This window comes from Streptomyces sp. AC602_WCS936, assembly GCF_019049125.1.
In the GTDB taxonomy this organism is placed as follows: Bacteria; Actinomycetota; Actinomycetes; order Streptomycetales; family Streptomycetaceae; genus Streptomyces.
Genome location: NZ_JAGMUF010000057.1, coordinates 57,712 through 76,279, shown reverse-complemented (window position 1 = coordinate 76,279; position 18,568 = coordinate 57,712). Strand labels below are relative to the sequence as shown.

The following is an 18,568-nucleotide window of genomic DNA, read 5'->3' as shown; positions in this document are numbered from 1 at the left end:
CGCCACTCAGCTCTGCTGCCGACTGCCCTGGAGGGCCTTGTCGGTCATGTCGGCAACCTGGTCGGCCGGCGGGGCCTCGGCGTTGACCTCGGTCCCGAAGTCCGAGAACTGCATCACCGTACTCATCTTCAGCTGCTGCGCCGAGGCGCTGCCCTCCGGCTTCGCGGAGGCGGAGGCCGGGGCCTTGACGGTCAGGTCGATCTGCTGGCGCCGGAGCCGGCCTTCGTCGTCGAGCCAGACCTGCATCGGCAGCGTCGGGCCGAGTTGCTGGCTCATCTGTTCGCCGCCAGGCAGCTTGGAGACGTCCACGGAGACCTTGTAATGCGTGGTGCTGACTCCGCCGACGTTCTCGGTACCGACCTTGGTGACGTCCTTGTCCGTGATCGCCTTGGCGTAGGCGGCGGTCTGGGCCGGGTCGCCTATCTGCTGGTTGCTCAGGCCCTGCTGTCCGGCGACCTTCTCCAGGTCAATCTTGATCCAGGGCTTGCCACTCGGTGCGTTCTGGCCCGGCACCTTCTGGTAGAGAACCTGGTCGACCACGCGTTGCTCGATGGTCTTGTCCTGCGCGGTAATGGTCATGACGCTGTCGCCCGTGGCCAGGTCCAGGACGCCTTCGCCGTCGGACGTGATTCTCTTGCCCGCCGCGGCGAGATTCATCTTGATCGTCATCCGCGCGGACTCGGCTTCGGCTGTCTTCTCGTAGGCGGCCCGGACCTCCGTCGTGCCCTGCTCCTGGGCGTCGGCGCTTCTGCTCGCGCTCGGCGACGCGCCGCCCCCCTCGACCTGCGAACCGCTGCCGTCACCACACCCCGCCAGGACAACGCTCCCCGTCACCGCGGCAACCACGATCGCGCCGGCCTTCGTCCCCTTGTAACGCATGCGAATCCCCATCCCCTCAACGAGTGCCAGCCGCCGTCACGTCACGTCGGCCTTCCGGGCCGAATGCCCCGAATGGTGGCCAACATGCCTATTTTCGACGGAACTTGTAAATGAGAGACGACTTCCGACGAGTCATGATGTCGAGCAAGGGAAAAGGGCACCGAGCCGGACGGACGCCGACGGGCTCGCTGGACGCTGCGCCACCCAGCAAGCCCTGGCGCAGTCTCCCTGCCCGCACCTTCCGGCGCCTGCGCGGAACACCGTCCTGCGGCTTCTCCTGGAGAGGCTCACCACAGACCGCGGCGCCGGTCAGAACGGCATGTGGCCACGGGCTCGCCGGCCGGCCGACCCGCTGCGGCCGACAGCCTTGGAACTGGTGCGAAACGGCTTGCTGAGCGCTCGCCCGAGGATGCCGGGAGCCTTCCCACCGGCCCGTGACCCGAGACCGAGTGTGCGCTGAGTACCGCGTTGCGGGTGGTGGGACAGGCGCGGCACGAGGAAAGCCAGAAGGGCGAGGACGACGCACACTGCGACGCCGAATGATGTGGTCGCCTTCGGAGCCCGGGCGGGACTCCCCTCCTGGCCGGAAGGCGGATCGTCCCGGACAAAGTCCCGGTCTGGGCCTTGTCGTGTCACAGTTATGTGACCGCTCCACTCCCAGCGCATCGAGCGCGCATGATGCTCTTTGGACTCGCAACTTTCAGGGGGAACAATGCGCATCCGTACCACCACCGCAGCCGTCACCGTCGTACTCACCTTCGGCCTTGTCGGCTGCAGCAACGACAACGGTACCGACAGCAAGGGGGGCACCACCCCGAGCGAGGTTCCCGCGGCCGCGAGCAGCGCACCCACGTCTCCGAGCAGCGCACTTGAGGCTCCTGGCACCCCTGACAGCAGTGGCACATCTGAGGCCGACAAGGTCGTCCCGCCGGCGCCCACCGGCGCCCAGCGAAGCGCCGTCATCGCGGCCATCAAGGACGTCAACCCCAAGCTCGTCCAGGACCGGGACAAGGCCATCGAAAAGGCGCGTTACCAGTGCGTCAACCTCGACGGCGGTGTCCCGGACACGGTCGACAGTGCGATGGAGCTGTTCTCCTACAACGGTGTCATGCCGACCGAAGACGACGCACGCCACATCAACATAGGGCTACGCAACACGCTCTGCCCCGAAGCGTGACCAGTCGCCGCCTCCGGCTCCACCACATCCGTACGCGGCTGTGCTCGGTCCATGCCTCAGACTCCGCATGCGTGTCCTGTCCGTTCCCCGTGGTCCTCGCCGCTGTTCCAGTCCGTCCGCCGACTGCGGTCCGGGACCTTCCAGTGCCATCATTGACGGCCAGACGTACGGACTGACAGGGCAAGCCGGGCAAGGACCCGATTCTCGCAGCGAGGCGGCTTACACCTCGTCATCGATCTCGTCGAGCACACTGGAAGCGACCGGCGCCGATCTCCATGTGCAACGGCACCGGCGCCCAGTCCTGGAAGCAGTTCACCCCCGCCTGAACCTGACGCTGGCCGCCGTCCCCCATGGGGGTCTGCGGAGAAGATCATCCGTCAACGGTTGACTTCGAGGCTTGTCAGGACGAGCAGAGCGCGCAGGAGGCGGGTGGCGCGGGCGGGATCGGTGCGGAGCTTGGTGAGGGTCCTCCAGTTCTTGAGGTGGGCGAAGCCGTGCTCGACCGATGCCCGTCCGACGGCGAGGACGCGGTTGGCTTCCTTCTGGACTGGGGTGAGCTTGTGGGTGCGGCTGGCGGTGTAGCCGGTGACGATCACGGGGTCGAGGATGTCGTTGTCCAGGCCGCGGAAGCCGAGGTCGGCCAGTGCCCCGAGGCCGGCGGCACGTAGTTGGGCCAGGATGTCGTCGTGGCGGGCGGCGCGTTGTCATGGGTGCGGCCGGGCTGGGCGGCGGATGTCCAGATCAGGCGGCCGTTCTCGTCGGTCAGGGCGAGGACGTGCAGGCCGTGGCTGCGGTGGTTGCCGGCGTAGTTCCGCCGGTCAGCCTTGCCGGAGCGGCGCTGGGTGCGGATGGGGGTGCCGTCGATCAGGACCGCTTCCCCACCCTGCTTGGTGACCTTCTTCAGGGCGCGGTCCAGCCGCGGCGCCTGGGCGGCGAGCAGTCCGATCAACTCGTCGCGCCGGCTGCGGACGGTGTACTCGGACACGTCGTTGCCGCCGGCCATGTCGGCCACGCGCTGGTCATGGCGCAGTACGGCCAGCACGATCACCGCAATCGTCCCCGGCGGCCGGATCCGCCACCTGGACCGGAACGCCTTCAGATGGCTCCGCAGCAGATCGGCGAGGTGGTTGGCGGTGCGCGTGGACAGCGGCGAGCCAGTCGCACCAGCCTTTTGGCCAACTACTTCAAGTTGGCGGAGACTCCGTGGACGCCCTGGCACTCTCATCACCTGGGACGTGGCGATGTCCTTCCTGGTGCACTTCACGAACAGTCCGGGACAGCCGTTCACGGTGAGGGCACGGCTCGCCTACGTCCAGGCCGAGGTGAAGCAGGACTGTGCCCCTTCCTGGAAGCGTGCCGACCGCGACAATCGGTTTGTGAGAGACATACGCGTGCGTACTCCGATCGCGACCGACGGCCGGCTCGACGCGGCCGCCAGGCACCCTGGTCTCAGTGATCCCCGCTACCTGCCGCGGCGCCGGTCCATCGCGTCGCTGGCCCGCGGACACCGGGTCGGTGACCCCTCACCGCGAGTGGACTACACCGAGACCGAGCAGCAGACCTGGCGGACCGTCCACCAGCGGCTCCGGAACGCCCAACGTGAGCATGCCTGCCGTGCCGCCCTCGACGCCCGTGAGCAGGCGCCCGTTCCAGCGGCCCACATCCCGCAGCACGCCGAGGTCGGGCTGCACCTGCGAAGGTTGACGGGCTTCGACTTCACCCTCGCGGGCGGTGTGGTCGGCAACAAGCGGTTCCTGACATCATCCATGACGTCTTCGGTCACGGGATCCACCTGGCCTCGCCGGCCTTCGCCGACATCTACCGGCTGATCGGGGAAGCGGCAATGCGCGCCGAGCGCAAGGACGTCCTCCAGATGATCAGCGACGTGTACTGGTTCACTCTGGAGTACGGAGTCCTCGCCGAGGGCGGGACACCCAAGGCCTACGGGGCGGCTCTGCTCTCCTCGTCCGGGGAGATCTGCCGCCTGCGGCAGGCTCGGATCCGTCCGCTCGACATCCGCGCGATGCTGGCCACCGACTACGACATCTCCGGGTACCAGCCGGTGCTCTTCAGCGCCCGCAGCCTGGACGAGGTCACCGACACTCTGGGCGGCTTCCTGTCGGCACTCGACGACGAGAGCGCGCCGCGTTTCGGACGGGCCGCGGAGTCCTGAGAGCTGTACCGCACCAGGACCGCGCGACGGTACTTCGCGGAGGTGATGGCGGGGCGTGCGTGAGCCGCCCCTGTTGTCTTTGGCCCGAGCCGCCGCCTGCCTCAGCCGGTCCCCACATTTCGCAGCACTCCAGAATGAAAGGGGGACGGAGCTAAGGGCCCGTGTGTCTTGAGGGGCGTCCTCCCCGCGTATCAGCGTCCTCTTGCCCGCGATTCGGTCTCGGCCCGTGTGAGTTCTCGGGTGACGGCCTGTTCGTCCTGGCCGTGTACCGCCTTCTCGAGGCTGTGATCATCTTTGCGAGAGAAGCGTTCGCCGCGGGCGACATCCTCTTTGCTCAGGGTGCGTCCGCACCATTCTCCTTGTCCGACGGTCTGGTGGTCGAAGGGGACGGCGGCGCCTTCTCCGAGTACTGCCCACTGCCCGGAGGCCCATCGCAGGGCGAGGAGGTAGGTGTGGCCGGGTTCGAGGCGAGGAGCCGCAGCGGTCGTTCGCTTGGTGCGCTTGCCGCTGTCGCGGTAGACGTTCCAGCCGGCACTCACCATGTCGAAGTCCTGCCCGATCTGCTGCCGGGGACGTGGGGAAGACCAGAGGATCTTGTCCGTGCGGAACGTCACCGCTCGGTCGGTCTGATACTGGATGGCGCCCTTGGTGAAGTTGCGCCGGTTGGTGTCCTGTTCGGCTGTCGGAGTGGCCACGACGACGTGATCGGCGTTGGTGATCCAGTCCGCCGCTGTTCGGGAGGGGCGGCTGTCGCTGGGGATTCCGCAGCCAACCACCGTGTCGAGGCCGCCGTGGCCGACCAGGACGCTGGCGGCGACTCCTGCCAGGGCCAGCAGTGCGGCGACGGGGCTGCTCGTCAGGCGGTCGGTGACTGTCGTTCGCACGTCTACCAGGACTCCTGAGCGGGGACGAGCGCAGAGACTGCGGTGTAGGCGGCTTCGGCGGGGCGTGCTGCGGGTATGTCTTGGGGGGCGTGAGCGAGGTGGGCGTGCGTGGCACCGGTGAAGGTGATGCGTCCCTGCTGCAGATTGGTGACCTGGTCGGCTTCCAGGTGGAGCACGTGAAGGAAGCAGACGAGGACGATCCCCACCCAGACTGACGCGGTCCACACCGCTGGGCTGGTACACAGACGGGCTCGAAGGTTCAACTGAGGACACCCTTTTCACAACAGGGACGGGCTGGGAGGCACCGCGCGGTGCCCCCGGCCTCAACGACATGGCACTGATGTAGACGCTCAGTCGGCCTTGGTGGTGTCCACGTAGATCTTTTACACACTGACCACGGCGCAGGTGTACTGCGACCCGTTGAAACAGACGGCGCCCTTTCCCGTCTTCGGCACGTTGCTCGCTGAACTCCTCGAGCATCTCCTCCATGTACTCGGGACCGCCCGCAAGTACATCGACGTCGTACGGCACGTGGCCGCCCGGCCAGACCGGAACGTGGTACGGCGGCGCGCCACCGTGGATCCTCAGCCACTGGACGAGGTCCGGATGCAGCGGATACGCGATGGCGCCCTGAAGCGACTGGAGGGCCTCTTCGGAGGCGGGTGGATGAAGCGAGGCGAGAGCACTGGTGCACTGATGCTCCCGAAGCCAGGCCTCGATGCGTTCCCAAGCGTGTATGAGGTCAGTCATCACCGCAGACTGCCGCACGTCCGGAACCTCGAGGCCGCGGCGTCTGATTCGGAGACTGCGAACCTTAGGCCGGGCCAGCCGATCTGGTCTTGAGGCGCGCGTCTCCGACGAGGTTCGCGGTCAACTCGCTGTGCGGTTCGCGGTGCTGTTGCCCCATCTCGACGAGCGGCAGCAGCGATGATGACGAGGGTTGAGGCCCGGATCTCGGCCACGGCGGTATCCGTGCGGTTGCGCGGGCGGCCCGGTTCAGCGAGACGACAGAACCGGTCGGCCGGCCGCGACGAGTGCGCGCACTTGCTCTGGCCGGGTGACGAGGGTGGCCACCGCACTCGGCACGTCGGCGGCGAGTCCGTCGGGCAGCACCAGGAAGTCGGCAGTGTTGCCCAGTGTCGGCGTCGCGACGTACTCGGAGCGGTGGCCGCGGCCGTCGGCCAGCGCGACGGTGTCAACGACGGCGGGGGCGATGGTCAGGCCGGTGCAGTCGACCACGATGGCGTTGTCGTCCCCCGCCGCGGTGATGATAGCGGGTCCGACCGCGACGGCCGGGGAGGCGACCAAGAGGAGGTCGGCGCCGGCATGGTTCCAATCAGCGGGTCCATCGTCAGGACGCGGGCGTTGGCGAACAGGACGGGACGTCCCTCGTCGTTCGAGTGAATCTCGTTGAGGGCCTCGGGGTTCCAGCTCACGGTGCCGGTGCCGGGGATGTTCAATGCGTGCTCCTCGGTGCAGCGCATCCGACGCGGCTTACGACACATCCAATACCGCAGCGACCTCATAGACGGCTGCCTCGCCGAGACCGGCCTGACCGGAGACACCGGGTTGCCCTCATATCCCTTGAGCAGTCGCCGCGAAGCCGTCAACCTTGAACGATGCATGAACAGCAGCACAGCACCGACGAGCGCAACAAGCCGAAATTACCCGCTCGGTCCGTGTCCTCGCCCCAGGCCACGGCGCTGTCCGCGCCGACGGCGGGCGGACCGGGCCGGCCGGGCCCCGCCGAGCTGAGGGACATCCAGCGCGCGGCGGGCAACCGGGCGGCGACGGCGACCGTTCAGCGGACGCAACAGGCCGCGGCACCCAAGGACGCGCCTTCGGAGGAGAACGCCCAGCCGGTCGATCCCCTGGTCACCCGGCTGGCCGAGTCGATCGAGAAGAACACGCTGCAGAAGAAGCGGAAGTTCAACTTCTGGGAGCCGCATAAGAAGTGGCCGGAGAAGTGGCTGTGGGAGAATGCCCGGCTTCGGCGAGTCCTGGAGCGCCGACTCGTCCTCGGGAAGCCCTTCCAGGAAGACGAAGTGAACGACATCAAGGCCCTGTCGACGGCGAGGCCGGACTGGCTGAAGGACATCGGCATAGGCACCTATGCCGAGGGAGAGCAGAACGCGGCCGGCCTGGGCGCGAAGTCCGGCACCGACAAGGGTGCCAAGAAGGGCGTCACGGGCAAGGCGACGCAGGCCGACAACGCCGAGGAGCAGGCCAACTACTCGACATGGCTGAAGCTGTCTCCGGGACAACGCATCCTGGCCGCCACCATCGCCTTCAGGGAGCAGGCCCCGCGAGGCGGTGCCCGCATCCCCGACAACCCGGCCTACACCCTGGGCCGCTTCATGAACAGCCAGTCGATGGGAACCGACGATCCGGAACGCCGGAAGCTGGAAGCCGAACGGGACGAGCAGATCAGGGAGACAGCCGTGGACACCCTGTTCCCGGAGGGGGTGAGTAAGGACCACAAGCACTCCGACGGAGAGAGCCCGGAGGCCGAGATGAAGGAGCGGGATGCCTTCGCCCGCACCATCCTCACCAACCTCCTGCTCGTCCTGCAGAACGGACTCCAGGTCGGCGGCACCGACGGCCGGCACCTCGACTACAAGGACGGCGACGTCATCCGGGCGCTCGCGCACGGAGGACGCGTCAACATCCGCATCCCCGCCCTCAGCTCGGGTGAGCAACCCCATCAGCTACTCGACAACCTCGGCATCACGAAGAATGGCGTCCGCGACAAGCACGTGGTGGTGCGTGACTTTGCCACACACCGTGCCACCATCGGCCCCAACAAGGACGACCAGCCTGGCGCCTTCAAGGAGCAGGGCGGCGTCGGCTCGGCGCTGAAGAACAAGCTCTCCGATTTCACCCCGGGCATGACCAACCCGGATCTACTGGGCGTCAACATCTCCGGCGGCGGCCTCGGAACCAAGGACTGGAACGGCGACGTGGTGCTGCCGGACGGCTCCTACGGGCACATGCTCCTGGTGTTCACCGCGCCCACCGCGGCACGGGACGGCTCCCTGCTGGTCGGTATCGAGACGGTGGCGCCCCACGCCCGCAGCCCGGTCGGATACCACCACGGCATCAGGTCCACGGAGGCCACCGCCAACCCCGAGTCGGTGCTGCACGGCCACAAACAGGACAAGGTCGGCTCCGGGAAGATGAAGAACAACCAGCGCCTGGTCGAGCTGAAGAAAATGGAGAAGCCGGGCGGACAGCGCTGGCACGAATTCCTGGAGACGATAAAGAAGGAATGGGCGGAGAAATTGGCAGGGGCCGAAACCATCGAGCAGAAACGCCGTCTCTACCAGGGCCTGGTCGGACGACGCTCCTGACGAGCTCGTGCACGGTAGGCGGTGAGGCATCGAGGATGGCGGCGGGGCTCGGTGTTCACTTCCGCCGTGTCGTCGGCAGGTCCGCGGTCTGCTGATGGGACAGCAGACCGGCAGTGGCCTGGACGGTGTCGCTCATGTGCTCGCGGCGGCCGAGGCGGCGGGCCAGTGCCCGCCCGTTCCCGGCCCGCAGCTGCGTGCTCTTGACGGCTTCCTCGGACGTGACGCGGGGCCGCTGGCCGCGCCGACCTCCGCCTTGCGGACCCACGTCCGCACCGTCTCAGCCGCGCCGATCCCTAGCTTGGCCGCTACTGCCTTCATCGCGGCCCACTCGGTCGGATAGTCCGGACGGACTTCTCTGACCATGCGTACCGCGCGCTCACGAAGCTCGGGCGGGCAGAGAGACGGACGTGCCATGACTCGCCCCTCTCAGGGAATGGTTGCACGTGAAGCTGAGTACCAGTGCTCATGCTGTCTGGGCCCAGGAAGGCGCAACATCAACTCGTTCCTGTCTGGAAGAATGCGTCCGCATCCTGACAGCCCACCGCTGAGGAACTCTCTCAGTTCGCGACCAGACCAGCCGCCCTTCGGAGACCTCACAGACCTGCGAAATAGTGAGCCAGCGATTTGTACTCGCCTGTGATCGTGTTCTCACCCACGGACCACCTGCCGATACGCGGTATCCGGGTCGCGCAGCAGTCGTACGAGCGTTGGGGCGGGCAGCCGCGGATGTCTGACGTCCGCCGCTCGCACCCAGTCGGTCGGGTCGTCGAGCAGGTCCTCCACGACCGTCGGCGACAGCCGTGGGTCGGTCGCCGCCCGCAGCCGCACCTGCGGGTCTCCGCGTCCCGGGCTGACCGGTCGACCGTCTCGGCCGTGGAGCGCGGGTCTTCGAGGGCGAGCCGCCGCTTCCGGGGGTCCGGGTCGTCGGCGAACCGGAGCAGGCCGGCCCGGGGAAAGCGGGGGTGGTTGAGGGGCCGGTCAGGGTGGGTGAGGTGAGGCTACCGGTCCGCCACCGCCACACCCGCAGCCGCATCGCTCGACCACGTCGGCGGGCAGCCACCGCGTCCGGGCCACGCTGCGACGTACCAGCGGGTGCACGGACGCGGCCAGCCCGCGCATGGCCGCCGGATTGTCGTGCAGCGCCACCACCCAGTCGAGCGCGTGAGCCCGGCTGGCCAGGCCGAAGTCGAAGTCGATGCCGGCACGCCTCTCCCGTATGTGTTCCTCCGCCGAACGTCGCCGACTGCGGTGCGGTCCGCCGGACAGGCAGTGTCCGGCCAATCACTCCTGAACAGGTCGGCGAACGAGTCGCCATATGAAGAGCCGAGTCTGTGACCTTGACGTGCGTAGTCATCGCCGGGCGACCATGGCCCATGACTCGCGCTCTGTCCACGCCGCCCGTCATTCCTTCTGGCTTCCTGTCTGATCTTCCCCAACCAGCGCTTCCCACCACCGGGAAACTGCTGCTACGTCCCTGGGCCCCAGCCGACGCACCAGCATTCCTCTCCGCATACCAAGACGAGGAGATCTGCCGCTGGCACACACGTCGGCCTGCTACCGAGACTCAGGTCCGGGAGTGGTTCGATACATACCGTCAGGACTGGGAACTTGAGAAGGGCGGCCACTGGGCAATCGCTCACGACAACGGCCAGGTGCTCGGCCGGATCGCACTGCGGGGCCTCGACTTCGACGACGGCATAGCCGACGTCGCGTACTGGGTTCTCCCGGCCGCCCGCGGCGCTGGTATCGCCTCGCGCGCCCTCACGACGCTCACTGTCTGGGCCCTGGACGAGATCGGTTTCCAGCGCCTGCATCTGGACCACTCAACCCGTAACCATGCCTCCTGCAGGGTCGCCACCAAGTCCGGTTATCTCCTGGAAGGCACCAAGCGCAGCGCCGCGGTCCACGATGACGGCCGACACGACATGCACCTGCACGCCCGCATCCGAGGCGATTGAATCTCCCTGATCAATCACATGCAGTCGGCGCTCTGAGGGCAGAGGGGACCAGACTCCGTACGCCGCCTGGGGCCACTTCGCAGCCGTGCCCCGGAGCTCAAAGAAGTCCTTACGAAACGACCGCAGCGCGAGGAAGCTCAGCCGGACCGTGCGTCGCGTCCGGGAGACCCCGCAGGGCGCTTCCGGACGGCCCCCGCCGCACCGTGTGGCTCCTGGCCACCGCCACGCGAGAAGGCCTTCATCAGCCGCTCAGCGCCCTTCAGCAGCCGGTTCGTTCAGAGAGGTCCCGTCACTGCACTCCGTCCGCACCGGTGGGGGCACAAGGTCACTGGCGCCCGTGTTCTCGGCGAGGGCCGTCATGAAGTGACGTTCACCGACGGCGGCACTGTCGTCACCAGTCTGCTGGTCAGTGCGGACGGTGCGTGGTCGCATGTCCGGCCGCTGCTCTCCGACGCCACACCCGAGTACGCCGGCACATCGTTCGTGAGGACCTACCTCGACGACAACGAGGCCCCGCTCACCGAGTACGAGCGGGCCATGTTCACCCGCAGCGCCGCGGCCGTCACTTTTGAAGACACCGAGGTTCACGGAATCGACTCCGAAAGCAACACAGCCCACGCCATGCTCAAGATGATCACTGAGCAGGATCGATAGATCACTCCATGGATCGAAATCGCCGATCCCCGCACGATCGCCCGGACAAGTCCTGGGAGCTGTCCGGGCGATATGCGTCCCAATTCGGTGAGCCAGCGGAGGAACATGATGAGTGCTGTGGAGGTGAGTCGCTTTCGGCTGACGAGGTTCGAAGCGGGGGCCGCCTGCTCCCACAGGTCGTCAGAAACAGGATCAACACGATCAGTTAGCCGCGCTCAATGTCGGAGCTGTCCCGTAGAACACCGCGATGCCCGTCCTGTGTCTGTGCGACCAGACCCTCACAGCGCTGCTCCACAGCGAGGTACCAGGTGCCAGGTGTCAGCTGCGCCACCGGGTTCGGTGAACCGTCTTCCGCGAAGAGCGGCCGCGTCACCGGCACAGCGAACCAGAACGGTTGGAAGTCGGCCCCGCCGCCCGGACGGGGCTGACCAGGCTGCGGAGGCGCACCAGGATGGGTGAGCAACTCTATGCCGTGGTGTCGACGAAGCCTGGACAGTTCGAGGACGGCGACGGCGGTAACCGTCACAGGGCCGCTCAGGACGAGGACCACGCCCAAGACGACCTCGTCGGTGTTCAGATCCAGCAACGCGGCCAGCCAGGTGATGATCGTGGCAAGGAGCGCAGGCAGGCTGGGGTGTATGGCGGCGCTCCCGAAGAGATTCTTGATGACCGCCAGCGACGCGACGATGACGAAGCAGAACAGCCAGAGAGCAACACCGATATGGATCATCTCCGCACCGGGGCTGGTCTCGCTCTCCGGGCTCGCGATCGTGAGTTGGATGAGGATCAAAAGGGCACCGACGTAGGAGGCCAGCAGGATGAAGCCTCTCAGTACGGGCACCCTCAGTGTGCGGACCTGGTGGCCGCGCTTCCGCCAGACCAGCAGCATGACGCCGACCGTCACGGGATGGACGGTCAGCAGAATCAGCACCACATTATTGATCTTGCTCAGCGGTGACGGGATGCTGAAATCGGCGAGTGCTACGTGCACGCCGAAGCAGGTGAGAAGGCCAGCGATGGTGCGCACCCGTCGAAGCGTATCGATGCTGGGATCGAGCGCCGGGGGAATCCACGCAGGGTGGAAGAGCAAGGCTGCCGCGTACACGGGGTTCAGCAGGGACCGCCGACGCACGCCGTTCGTCCACCTGACGCGGTCCCCGGTCATCCCTTCCCCTCCACCCGAGACACTGGGCGCTCCCCCGCTCAGACTTTTCGTGTTGTTCCCGCTGCCCGCGCGTACTACGCATGTCGGACCCGCAGCGATTCACGGTGTCTCGCGCGGCGCCACCCCGGCACAGCTCGATGATGCCCATACGCCGTAGAGACGGCGTGTTGGCGGGAAGCCCACCGGAAACGCCTCAGCGAACCCTCCCGCGGTGACGTGGGACCGGCCCGAGCTTGAGTTCTTGATCCCGTAACTGCCGGCTCGGCGAGAACCGCGAGCGGGGCGATCGTCGCGAGACTCATCGGCACGTTCGGTCTCGTAGAGGAGTCTCTCAGGCCGGCGGCCACCACCTGCCGCCCGGCCGTGTCCATCACTGCCGAGCCTGCCAGGCCGCACTCCACCTCGCCGCCATCTTCATCTGGGCTCGCAGGTGACCCACGTGAGAAGCTTCAGGACTCAATCCTCGACGCCGAGGGCGTGTTCTTTGAGGAATGCGCCCGCGTGGGCGGCTGCTTCCTCTGCGGTCGCGTACCGTGCCCCATCGGCGGCCGTGCCGGATGCTCCATCAGCGCCTCGGCCAGTCCAGCCCCATCCGCCGGAGGGCGACCGCACCAACTCAGCGGTCCCTCCGAACAGCGCAAGCGTGCTCTTGCCCGCTGTCGTGGGTGCTGAGCGGCTGACGGCGTCGGGCCACTTCTTACGGGCACCCTGCCGGGTGATGCCCCAGACCTCTCCCAACTGCTCATAACTCGCACCGTAGGAGCCGGCGGTCACTGCCGCCCGCTCCGTGAGTCGCTTGACCTCCCCATCCATCACCTTCCACGCGGCCAGGACGGACAGCGCCACGTCGACCGGACTCGCGTCCCACATACGGTCGGCGGACAACCCGGTCTCCCGGGAGCGGATGGCCGAGGCCAGGGGGTTCAAGGCGTCGTACAGCGCCTTGCCGAGTTCCGCCTGCTCTTCTGGGGTGATCTCAGAGGCCGTCATGCGACAACTATAGTTCACCAGGACGGTCTATGTAAACTATAGTTTCCATACTGCTTCGGTTGTCACTGCCGTCGAGCGGAAGGAAGGCGCCCGCATCTGCGGCGGGAAGGCCATTCGTCGGGGCGGAGGTCCACTCGCCGCACAACCCGCGCCGACGGCCGACCGTCGAGACGGCACGACGGCCAGTCGTCAAGGGCCCGGTTGACTGCCCGGCGCCAGCGCGCGGTCAGGCTGACGGGTGGCCATCGACATCGCCATGAACAGGGCCACGAACCAGAACAACCCGGTGAGAACGCCGATGACATTGACCACGACGACCCACCGCAGGCGCTGAACCCTCCTGCGGTGCGCAACGAGCGACGGCACACCGAGGAAGAACAGCCCCACAAGCGCCACGACCAACTGTTTCAAGGGGCCTACGTCTGAGAACACCAGGTCACCCTACCTACGCCCTTCCTTGCAACGGACGTGAGGCCAGTCTGCGCCAACCCCGTGCTCGCAGCGGCCGACTCGCAACTGGACGATGTTGACGGCCACCGCGGTGCACGGGATCGGGTCGCCCACGCCACACGACGTACGCGCCAAGAGGGGCTCGACTTGGTGAACGGCTCTGGTGACGGTGCTGGTGTTGACTCCGAAGAGCCGTCCTTGCTCACGTCGGGTTGCGCGGGCACCCGGTGTATGACTGCCAGGGCGGGCCGCCGGGGAGAACAGCCGGCCGGTTCACCGGCGCCCATATGTTCTCTGGCCTACTCGTTGATATGGCGGAACTGGACGTCATGGTCCAGGTGCTGCCTGCCCGTCAGGGTCACCCGGCGCCCCTGACGGGTGAGCGTGGCCGCCAGGATCCTGGTTCCACCAGTGCCGGCTGCGGGCCGGTGGTCTCAGCGCAGGACGTCTCGCAGCAGCCTGGCGTGCTTCACCGTCTGGCTCGATCCGGTGCGCGCGGCCACCGCCTCGACCTCGGGGATACTGCCCTTGGCCGAGCAGCGCGAAGCGCACTCGACCGCGAGCGCGAGGAGTGCCCCGGCTTCCCGGACCGGTGTACCGCGCAGCAGCGCGGGCAGGGCCGCCTCCAGTACGGACCAGACCGTGGCGTACGCGCCGGTCTCGGCCGCCGCGCGCAGTCCGTCGACGACACGTTTCGGTGAGCTCGATCCGTTCCGTCTCAACGCCTGCAACTGCCCAGCGAGCAGCCGCCCGTCCAGCTGTCCCTGGGCGGCGAGCACGAGCAGGGCGTCCACCGCGGCGTCACGGTCGTACCCGATCTTCCAGGCGATCTGCCAGTGCAGGGCGTATCCCGCCCGGCCACCCGCCTCGGCCAGACGTGCGAGCATGCGGCCGTTCACCGAGTTCTTGGCGTGTGCGGCCACCTCGTCGCGGTGATGAGGCAGCTGAGCCACCCAGTACGGTGCGGCGTAGGCGTCGAATGGGCTGTAGCTGCCTCGGAGGGACCGGTCCCGTACGTACGTACCCAGGACGGCCGCGGCGACCGGTGGAAGCGGTATGTCCTGATCCGGTCCGGGGGACACGGGCTCCCACCGTCCGGGCGGGGCGTCGGCCGGGTCGGCTGTCGGCCACTTCTCCGGAGTTGAGTCCTGGTGCGGCAGCCCGCCGTCGCGCAGCCAGCGCGCCAGCCGTCGGCCGGCGTCCGACTGCAGGTCACCTGCGGCGCGCCGCACCTGATCGTCCGCTGAGGGGGTCACCCGCAGCAGGGCCTGTGCCAGATCGACCGGTGCCGGTTCGACCCGCGTACGCTCCAGCTCGGCGATGCGCTCCACCAGTACGCCCGCGTCGACCGCGCCGGTGACGTGGGTCGGCAGGGCCAGCAGGAACGGCTGCGCGCCGGACTCGATCAGATCGAGGGCCTCCATCAGACGCGCCATGAGCAACTTGCCAGGCGGGGAGAGCGCCTCGCCGTGACTGATTCGGCGGTGGGGGCGGCCGTACAGTGTCCTCGGCTCGTCGCCCCGTACGGCCGCCGCGACGTCGTACAGATCGCTCTGCCCGCAGTCACGGTGGTGGCCCGGTTCCCTGCGCATGACCGGTTCGAGCGCTCGGCACAGCGCCACACGGTCGAGCCGGGCATGGCGGACCAGCCCGTCCAGCGCGCGCTCGAACGCCACCACGTCGTCGTCGGCGAGGACCACCGCCAGCTCCTGGGCGACCTCGGCGGCCGTCCCGACGGGTCCCGGCACCGGCAGTGGCCCGGGCAGGTAGGGCAGCACCTCGGCCTCGGCGACCCGCTCGGCGCCGTTGTCGTGGCCCGTGCCGAGCAGCTCCGCGGCGCGCGCGGACAGCCCCGGCCCGAGCGAAGCGGCAGCCGTCCGGAGCTCCGCCCGCACCGGGTCACCCGCGTTCTTCAGGTGGCGGGCGACGAGACGGAGTGCGCGCTCCTGCACGGACACGTCCGGGTGTCCGAAGGCAAGCACCGCGTCGGCCAGCACCCGGCCCGCGCGTCCGGGCTCCCGCCGTGCCACCCGGTCCAGCCAGGAGAGCTGGGCGCGCACCAGCTTCTTCTCGGGGCGCAGCAGGATGCGTTCGCAGGCCTCGCTCAGCACGTCCTCCTCCAGCAGCCCCGCCTCGTCCAGTTCGCGCAGGACCTCCTGGCCGTGGGAGGCCACCGGGGACGACAGGTCGAGCATGGCCACGTGGTCCCGGAGGAAGGGAGCCTTCTCGGCCGGAGTGGGGGCCAGAGCCCGCAGGAACGCCACGACCGGTGTGATCGTCCTGAGCGCGCCGCCCTGGAGGAGATGCGGGAGCAGCGTCTTGGCCAGGGCGGCCCGCTCGGGTGCCGTCCGGGCGTGCTCGTCGGCGGTGAGGGGCACGGCCTGCCAGTAGTGGATCGCGGCGGCAGGATGCTGGTCGGCCACGATCGCGAAGGTTCGGCGGACGAGTGCGGCACGGTCCACCATCCCCTCGGCGGCGAAGGTGCACAGGGCCGACAGCATCTGGGTGCTGAGGGAGACGGACGGCCGTTGCAGGGCCAGTGGGAGAAGCGTGGAGGTCAGGGGGTCCTCGCGCAGCCGCTCCAGGAGCCTGTCCGACGGGCCGTACGACTGCCTGCTCAGCCAGCCCTTGAGGAAGTAGTCGGATTCCGGCATCGGGCAGCCCGTGGTGCGGACGATGTGGTCGACGACGAGGTGGAGGCGTTGGGAACCGCTGCGCTCCCGCACCTGCTGGTCGAGCCGCGCCACGAGATCGGTCCGCCATGCGACAGGGAACAGGTCCACGACGTCGACCATCCAGCCGTCGTGCGAGGGCACGTAGCGTCCGCCCGAGTGGAGGTGGCGGGCCGCGGCGTCCGGGGTCACCTGGCAGCCCAGTCGTGCGCTGGCCAGGGCCACCTTCTGTTCGGCGGTGAGCTGCAGCCAGCCCGGGAAGCCCATCTCCTCGTAGCGGGCGGTCAGCTCCGGCAACTGGGCCGCACGCTGCTCCACGCCGAGTTCGCCCAGCGCCTGGAGCACGCCGGGGATGTCACCGGCCTCCACGAGGGCCATCAGTCTCACCGTGCCGACTCCTTCTTCGTGTTCCGGACCATGCGGGTGGCGAGTACGTGTTTGCAAGGTCCTCGACCGCCCCGGTACTTCGCCCACCACAGGCAGGTGCAGCTCATCCGCTCGCCGTCCTCGATGCGGACCAGGTAGGCGTGCTCGCCCTTGCCCACCCACGCCAGCGCGCCGTCGATGCGGACCGCGCCCTGAGCGACCAGGGCCTTCGCTCCGCGCAGCCGTGGGTTGCGGATCTCGGCGGTGCCCGCGGCGTAGGGGAGGTGCCGGTGGTAGTACGCCTCTTCCGCGAGGTCGTAGCCGATCTGCCCGGCGGTCCCCAGCATCGTCAGGGCCGCGCGGACGCGTCCGGGCTCCAGGCCGGACTGCGCGGACAGGTCGGCGACGTCGATCTTCGGCTCCCAGGCCAGCAGCTCCGCCACCCGGTCCGTGTCCCGCGCCGCCGGTCCTGTGGCGAGGTCGTCGAGCACGCCGCCCTCGCCGGAGAAGCCGCGCGAGGCGTGCGGGGAGAGCAGGAGCGTCAGCCGCATACCGGGCAGCGCGGCCTCCCACGCGACGGGCGCGCTCCGGTCCTGTTCGTGCCGGCTCCGCTCGTCATGGTTTCGCTCGGGCCCCGGGGCGTACACCCGCACCGTCGACGCGTGCCGCAGTACCTGCTGAAGGCTCACCAGTCGCTCGCAGCCGGGCAGGCACACGGCACCGGGCGACGGCCTGGTCGCCGGGCGCAGGGTGTGGCCCGAGGGCACCACCCAGCGTGTCGTGTGCGCGCCTGACCGCTGGGTGGGCCGAGGCAGCGCCCTCAGGACCGCGGCCGCCTCCGCGGCGGGTATCTCGGCGCGCGGGACGAGGCCCGCCGCGAGCACCTGGGCCTCCGCGAAGCCCCGCAGCCAGCGCTCCGGCAGCGGGACCTTCTTCTCCACGAACCGGCCGTCGAAGGTGGTGGCCTCCAGTCCGTCCGGCCCCACCCGCAGGTGCAGCGGGTCCAGGCCGCCGATCCTGGCGAGGGCCAGACGCAGTGGTGTGTTGATGTCGACGTTGGTGGTGCCGTGGCCGACGTCGTCACCGTCGAGGCCGGGGGCGAGGACGTCGAGGCGCGCGTGGACGCCGCAGCAGGCGGAGAAGGACTCCAGCCGCAGCCGGTCGCCGCCGGCCGTGACGACCGGGTCCAGGGAGCCTGACGGCCGTGGCCGGTAGTAGCGGCTGGCGGCGACGTCGGCGACCGCGAGCAGCGCCGTCGCAGCGGCGGCCGGCGCGGTCAGGAACCCGTCGAAGAACCGCGGATTGGCCGCCTCGCCGTCCGGCGTGGCACCGCCTGAGGTTTCCAGGGCGAGGGAACGCCCGGCCGGGGTCTCGTGCACGGCGGACGCGTGCACGTAGGCATAGGACTGGATCATTGAACTCACGTACGAAGGCTAGGGGTTGGCACTGACATCGGCCCGCTTCTACGGCCGTTGCACGGGCCGGCCTGGGACCCGAGGCGATCGGCGAGGCGTTGAGGGAGGCCGGCCGCCCCTCAGGCGTGCACATGCGACGGTGTCGGGAACGACGACCGCGCTCCGAGGCCCGAATCCCGAGTGGGGCGGGCAGGTGGTTGGCAGCCTGTGGTCGTCGGGCCGGGGCGTGCTGCTCGACGCGGGCCCGGCCGGAGAGGAACGTCCGGACCTGCGGGCCGGCCAGGGGCAGCACTGTGGCGCGGGGGCGTTCGAAGTCGCGGACTGCGGCTTTCGAACAGCAGACGGAGGTCCTTCGCGGCAGCGGCGACCCGCGCCGCCGTGCCGCGCTTGGCGACGTCGCCTCCGGCAGCGGGCCGGGCCGGACCTCGGCGTGTC

General features: G+C 68.6%; 16 protein-coding genes and 5 pseudogenes. 8 read left to right on the top strand and 13 right to left on the bottom strand.

Translation table 11 applies throughout. The features are described from left to right. Positions 1 to 6: 6 nt before the first annotated feature. Both KUM03_RS20400 and KUM03_RS38465 read right to left on the bottom strand, forming a co-directional pair. On the bottom strand, positions 7 to 879 hold the full coding sequence (locus KUM03_RS20400; RefSeq protein WP_217250706.1) for a hypothetical protein: 873 nt from the start codon (positions 877 to 879) through the stop codon (positions 7 to 9). A 309-nt stretch (positions 880 to 1,188) separates the two neighbouring features. Beyond that, the gene (locus KUM03_RS38465; RefSeq protein ID WP_308406367.1) at positions 1,189 to 1,407 is read right to left on the bottom strand and encodes a DUF6411 family protein; all 219 of its coding nucleotides are present in this window, start codon (positions 1,405 to 1,407) and stop codon (positions 1,189 to 1,191) included. Positions 1,408 to 1,591: 184 nt separating this feature from the next. Here KUM03_RS38465 and KUM03_RS20395 point away from each other — a divergent pair, with 184 nt between their 5' ends. Next, positions 1,592 to 2,056, top strand: a complete 465-nt coding sequence (locus tag KUM03_RS20395) for a hypothetical protein (protein ID WP_217250705.1) — start codon at positions 1,592 to 1,594, stop codon at positions 2,054 to 2,056. A gap of 377 nt (positions 2,057 to 2,433) precedes the next feature. Here the strand turns inward: KUM03_RS20395 and KUM03_RS20390 are convergent, their stop codons facing one another. Next, positions 2,434 to 2,700, bottom strand: a complete 267-nt coding sequence (locus KUM03_RS20390; protein WP_254399639.1) for a transposase family protein — start codon at positions 2,698 to 2,700, stop codon at positions 2,434 to 2,436. Then, the gene (locus tag KUM03_RS20385; protein WP_217250704.1) at positions 2,649 to 3,104 is read right to left on the bottom strand and encodes a transposase family protein; all 456 of its coding nucleotides are present in this window, start codon (positions 3,102 to 3,104) and stop codon (positions 2,649 to 2,651) included. The genes KUM03_RS20390 and KUM03_RS20385 overlap by 52 nt, the downstream gene beginning before the upstream one ends. On the opposite strand from KUM03_RS20385, the pseudogene KUM03_RS20380 reads away from it, so the two are divergent. After that, a pseudogene (locus KUM03_RS20380) lies at positions 3,058 to 4,229 on the top strand (hypothetical protein). The gene KUM03_RS20385 and the pseudogene KUM03_RS20380 overlap by 47 nt on opposite strands. A 191-nt stretch (positions 4,230 to 4,420) precedes the next feature. Here the strand turns inward: KUM03_RS20380 and KUM03_RS20375 are convergent. Next, positions 4,421 to 5,113 (bottom strand): hypothetical protein, encoded by a 693-nt coding sequence (locus tag KUM03_RS20375; RefSeq protein WP_308406364.1) that lies wholly within the window; start codon positions 5,111 to 5,113, stop codon positions 4,421 to 4,423. Positions 5,114 to 5,202: 89 nt separating this feature from the next. On the opposite strand from KUM03_RS20375, the gene KUM03_RS38900 reads away from it, so the two are divergent. Both KUM03_RS38900 and KUM03_RS38460 read left to right on the top strand, forming a co-directional pair. Next, complete coding sequence (locus tag KUM03_RS38900) at positions 5,203 to 5,328, top strand: hypothetical protein (protein WP_302185879.1); 126 nt, start codon at positions 5,203 to 5,205, stop codon at positions 5,326 to 5,328. A gap of 590 nt (positions 5,329 to 5,918) precedes the next feature. Then, positions 5,919 to 6,147: pseudogene (locus KUM03_RS38460) on the top strand (hypothetical protein); the annotation flags it as partial. Here the strand turns inward: KUM03_RS38460 and KUM03_RS38455 are convergent. Beyond that, positions 6,110 to 6,352, bottom strand: coding sequence for a hypothetical protein (locus tag KUM03_RS38455; protein ID WP_254399645.1), 243 nt, complete (start codon positions 6,350 to 6,352; stop codon positions 6,110 to 6,112). The pseudogene KUM03_RS38460 and the gene KUM03_RS38455 overlap by 38 nt on opposite strands. 380 nt (positions 6,353 to 6,732) lie before the next feature. On the opposite strand from KUM03_RS38455, the gene KUM03_RS38450 reads away from it, so the two are divergent. Further along, the gene (locus KUM03_RS38450; protein WP_254399617.1) at positions 6,733 to 8,463 is read left to right on the top strand and encodes a PE-PGRS family protein; all 1,731 of its coding nucleotides are present in this window, start codon (positions 6,733 to 6,735) and stop codon (positions 8,461 to 8,463) included. A 175-nt stretch (positions 8,464 to 8,638) separates the two neighbouring features. Here the strand turns inward: KUM03_RS38450 and KUM03_RS38440 are convergent. Both KUM03_RS38440 and KUM03_RS39045 read right to left on the bottom strand, forming a co-directional pair. Beyond that, positions 8,639 to 8,877 (bottom strand): annotated as a pseudogene (locus KUM03_RS38440) (IS3 family transposase); the annotation flags it as partial. Between the two features lie 234 nt (positions 8,878 to 9,111). Beyond that, positions 9,112 to 9,291, bottom strand: coding sequence for a hypothetical protein (locus tag KUM03_RS39045; RefSeq protein WP_217250703.1), 180 nt, complete (start codon positions 9,289 to 9,291; stop codon positions 9,112 to 9,114). A 545-nt stretch (positions 9,292 to 9,836) separates the two neighbouring features. Here KUM03_RS39045 and KUM03_RS20350 point away from each other — a divergent pair. Continuing rightward, positions 9,837 to 10,421 (top strand): GNAT family N-acetyltransferase, encoded by a 585-nt coding sequence (locus KUM03_RS20350; RefSeq protein WP_217250702.1) that lies wholly within the window; start codon positions 9,837 to 9,839, stop codon positions 10,419 to 10,421. 309 nt (positions 10,422 to 10,730) lie between these two features. Next, positions 10,731 to 10,926, top strand: a pseudogene (locus KUM03_RS38430) (FAD-dependent monooxygenase); the annotation flags it as partial. 354 nt (positions 10,927 to 11,280) lie between these two features. On the opposite strand, the gene KUM03_RS38425 reads toward KUM03_RS38430, so the two are convergent. Then, positions 11,281 to 12,240, bottom strand: coding sequence for a hypothetical protein (locus KUM03_RS38425; RefSeq protein WP_254399616.1), 960 nt, complete (start codon positions 12,238 to 12,240; stop codon positions 11,281 to 11,283). A 163-nt stretch (positions 12,241 to 12,403) separates the two neighbouring features. Here KUM03_RS38425 and KUM03_RS39275 point away from each other — a divergent pair. Beyond that, positions 12,404 to 12,493, top strand: a pseudogene (locus KUM03_RS39275) (GNAT family N-acetyltransferase); the annotation flags it as partial. 203 nt (positions 12,494 to 12,696) lie between these two features. Here the strand turns inward: KUM03_RS39275 and KUM03_RS20335 are convergent. The 4 genes from KUM03_RS20335 to KUM03_RS20320 all read right to left on the bottom strand — a co-directional run bounded on the left by KUM03_RS20335 (position 12,697) and on the right by KUM03_RS20320 (position 18,133). Next, the gene (locus tag KUM03_RS20335; RefSeq protein WP_254399615.1) at positions 12,697 to 13,230 is read right to left on the bottom strand and encodes a hypothetical protein; all 534 of its coding nucleotides are present in this window, start codon (positions 13,228 to 13,230) and stop codon (positions 12,697 to 12,699) included. Between the two features lie 189 nt (positions 13,231 to 13,419). Then, positions 13,420 to 13,662 (bottom strand): superinfection immunity protein, encoded by a 243-nt coding sequence (locus KUM03_RS20330; protein ID WP_217250701.1) that lies wholly within the window; start codon positions 13,660 to 13,662, stop codon positions 13,420 to 13,422. Between the two features lie 452 nt (positions 13,663 to 14,114). Beyond that, positions 14,115 to 16,730 carry a DUF6493 family protein gene (locus KUM03_RS20325; RefSeq protein WP_254399635.1) on the bottom strand — a complete coding sequence of 872 codons (2,616 nt, stop codon included), beginning with the start codon at positions 16,728 to 16,730 and terminating at the stop codon, positions 14,115 to 14,117. Positions 16,731 to 16,735: 5 nt separating this feature from the next. Then, on the bottom strand, positions 16,736 to 18,133 hold the full coding sequence (locus KUM03_RS20320; protein WP_217250732.1) for an SWIM zinc finger family protein: 1,398 nt from the start codon (positions 18,131 to 18,133) through the stop codon (positions 16,736 to 16,738). Positions 18,134 to 18,568 lie beyond the last annotated feature (435 nt).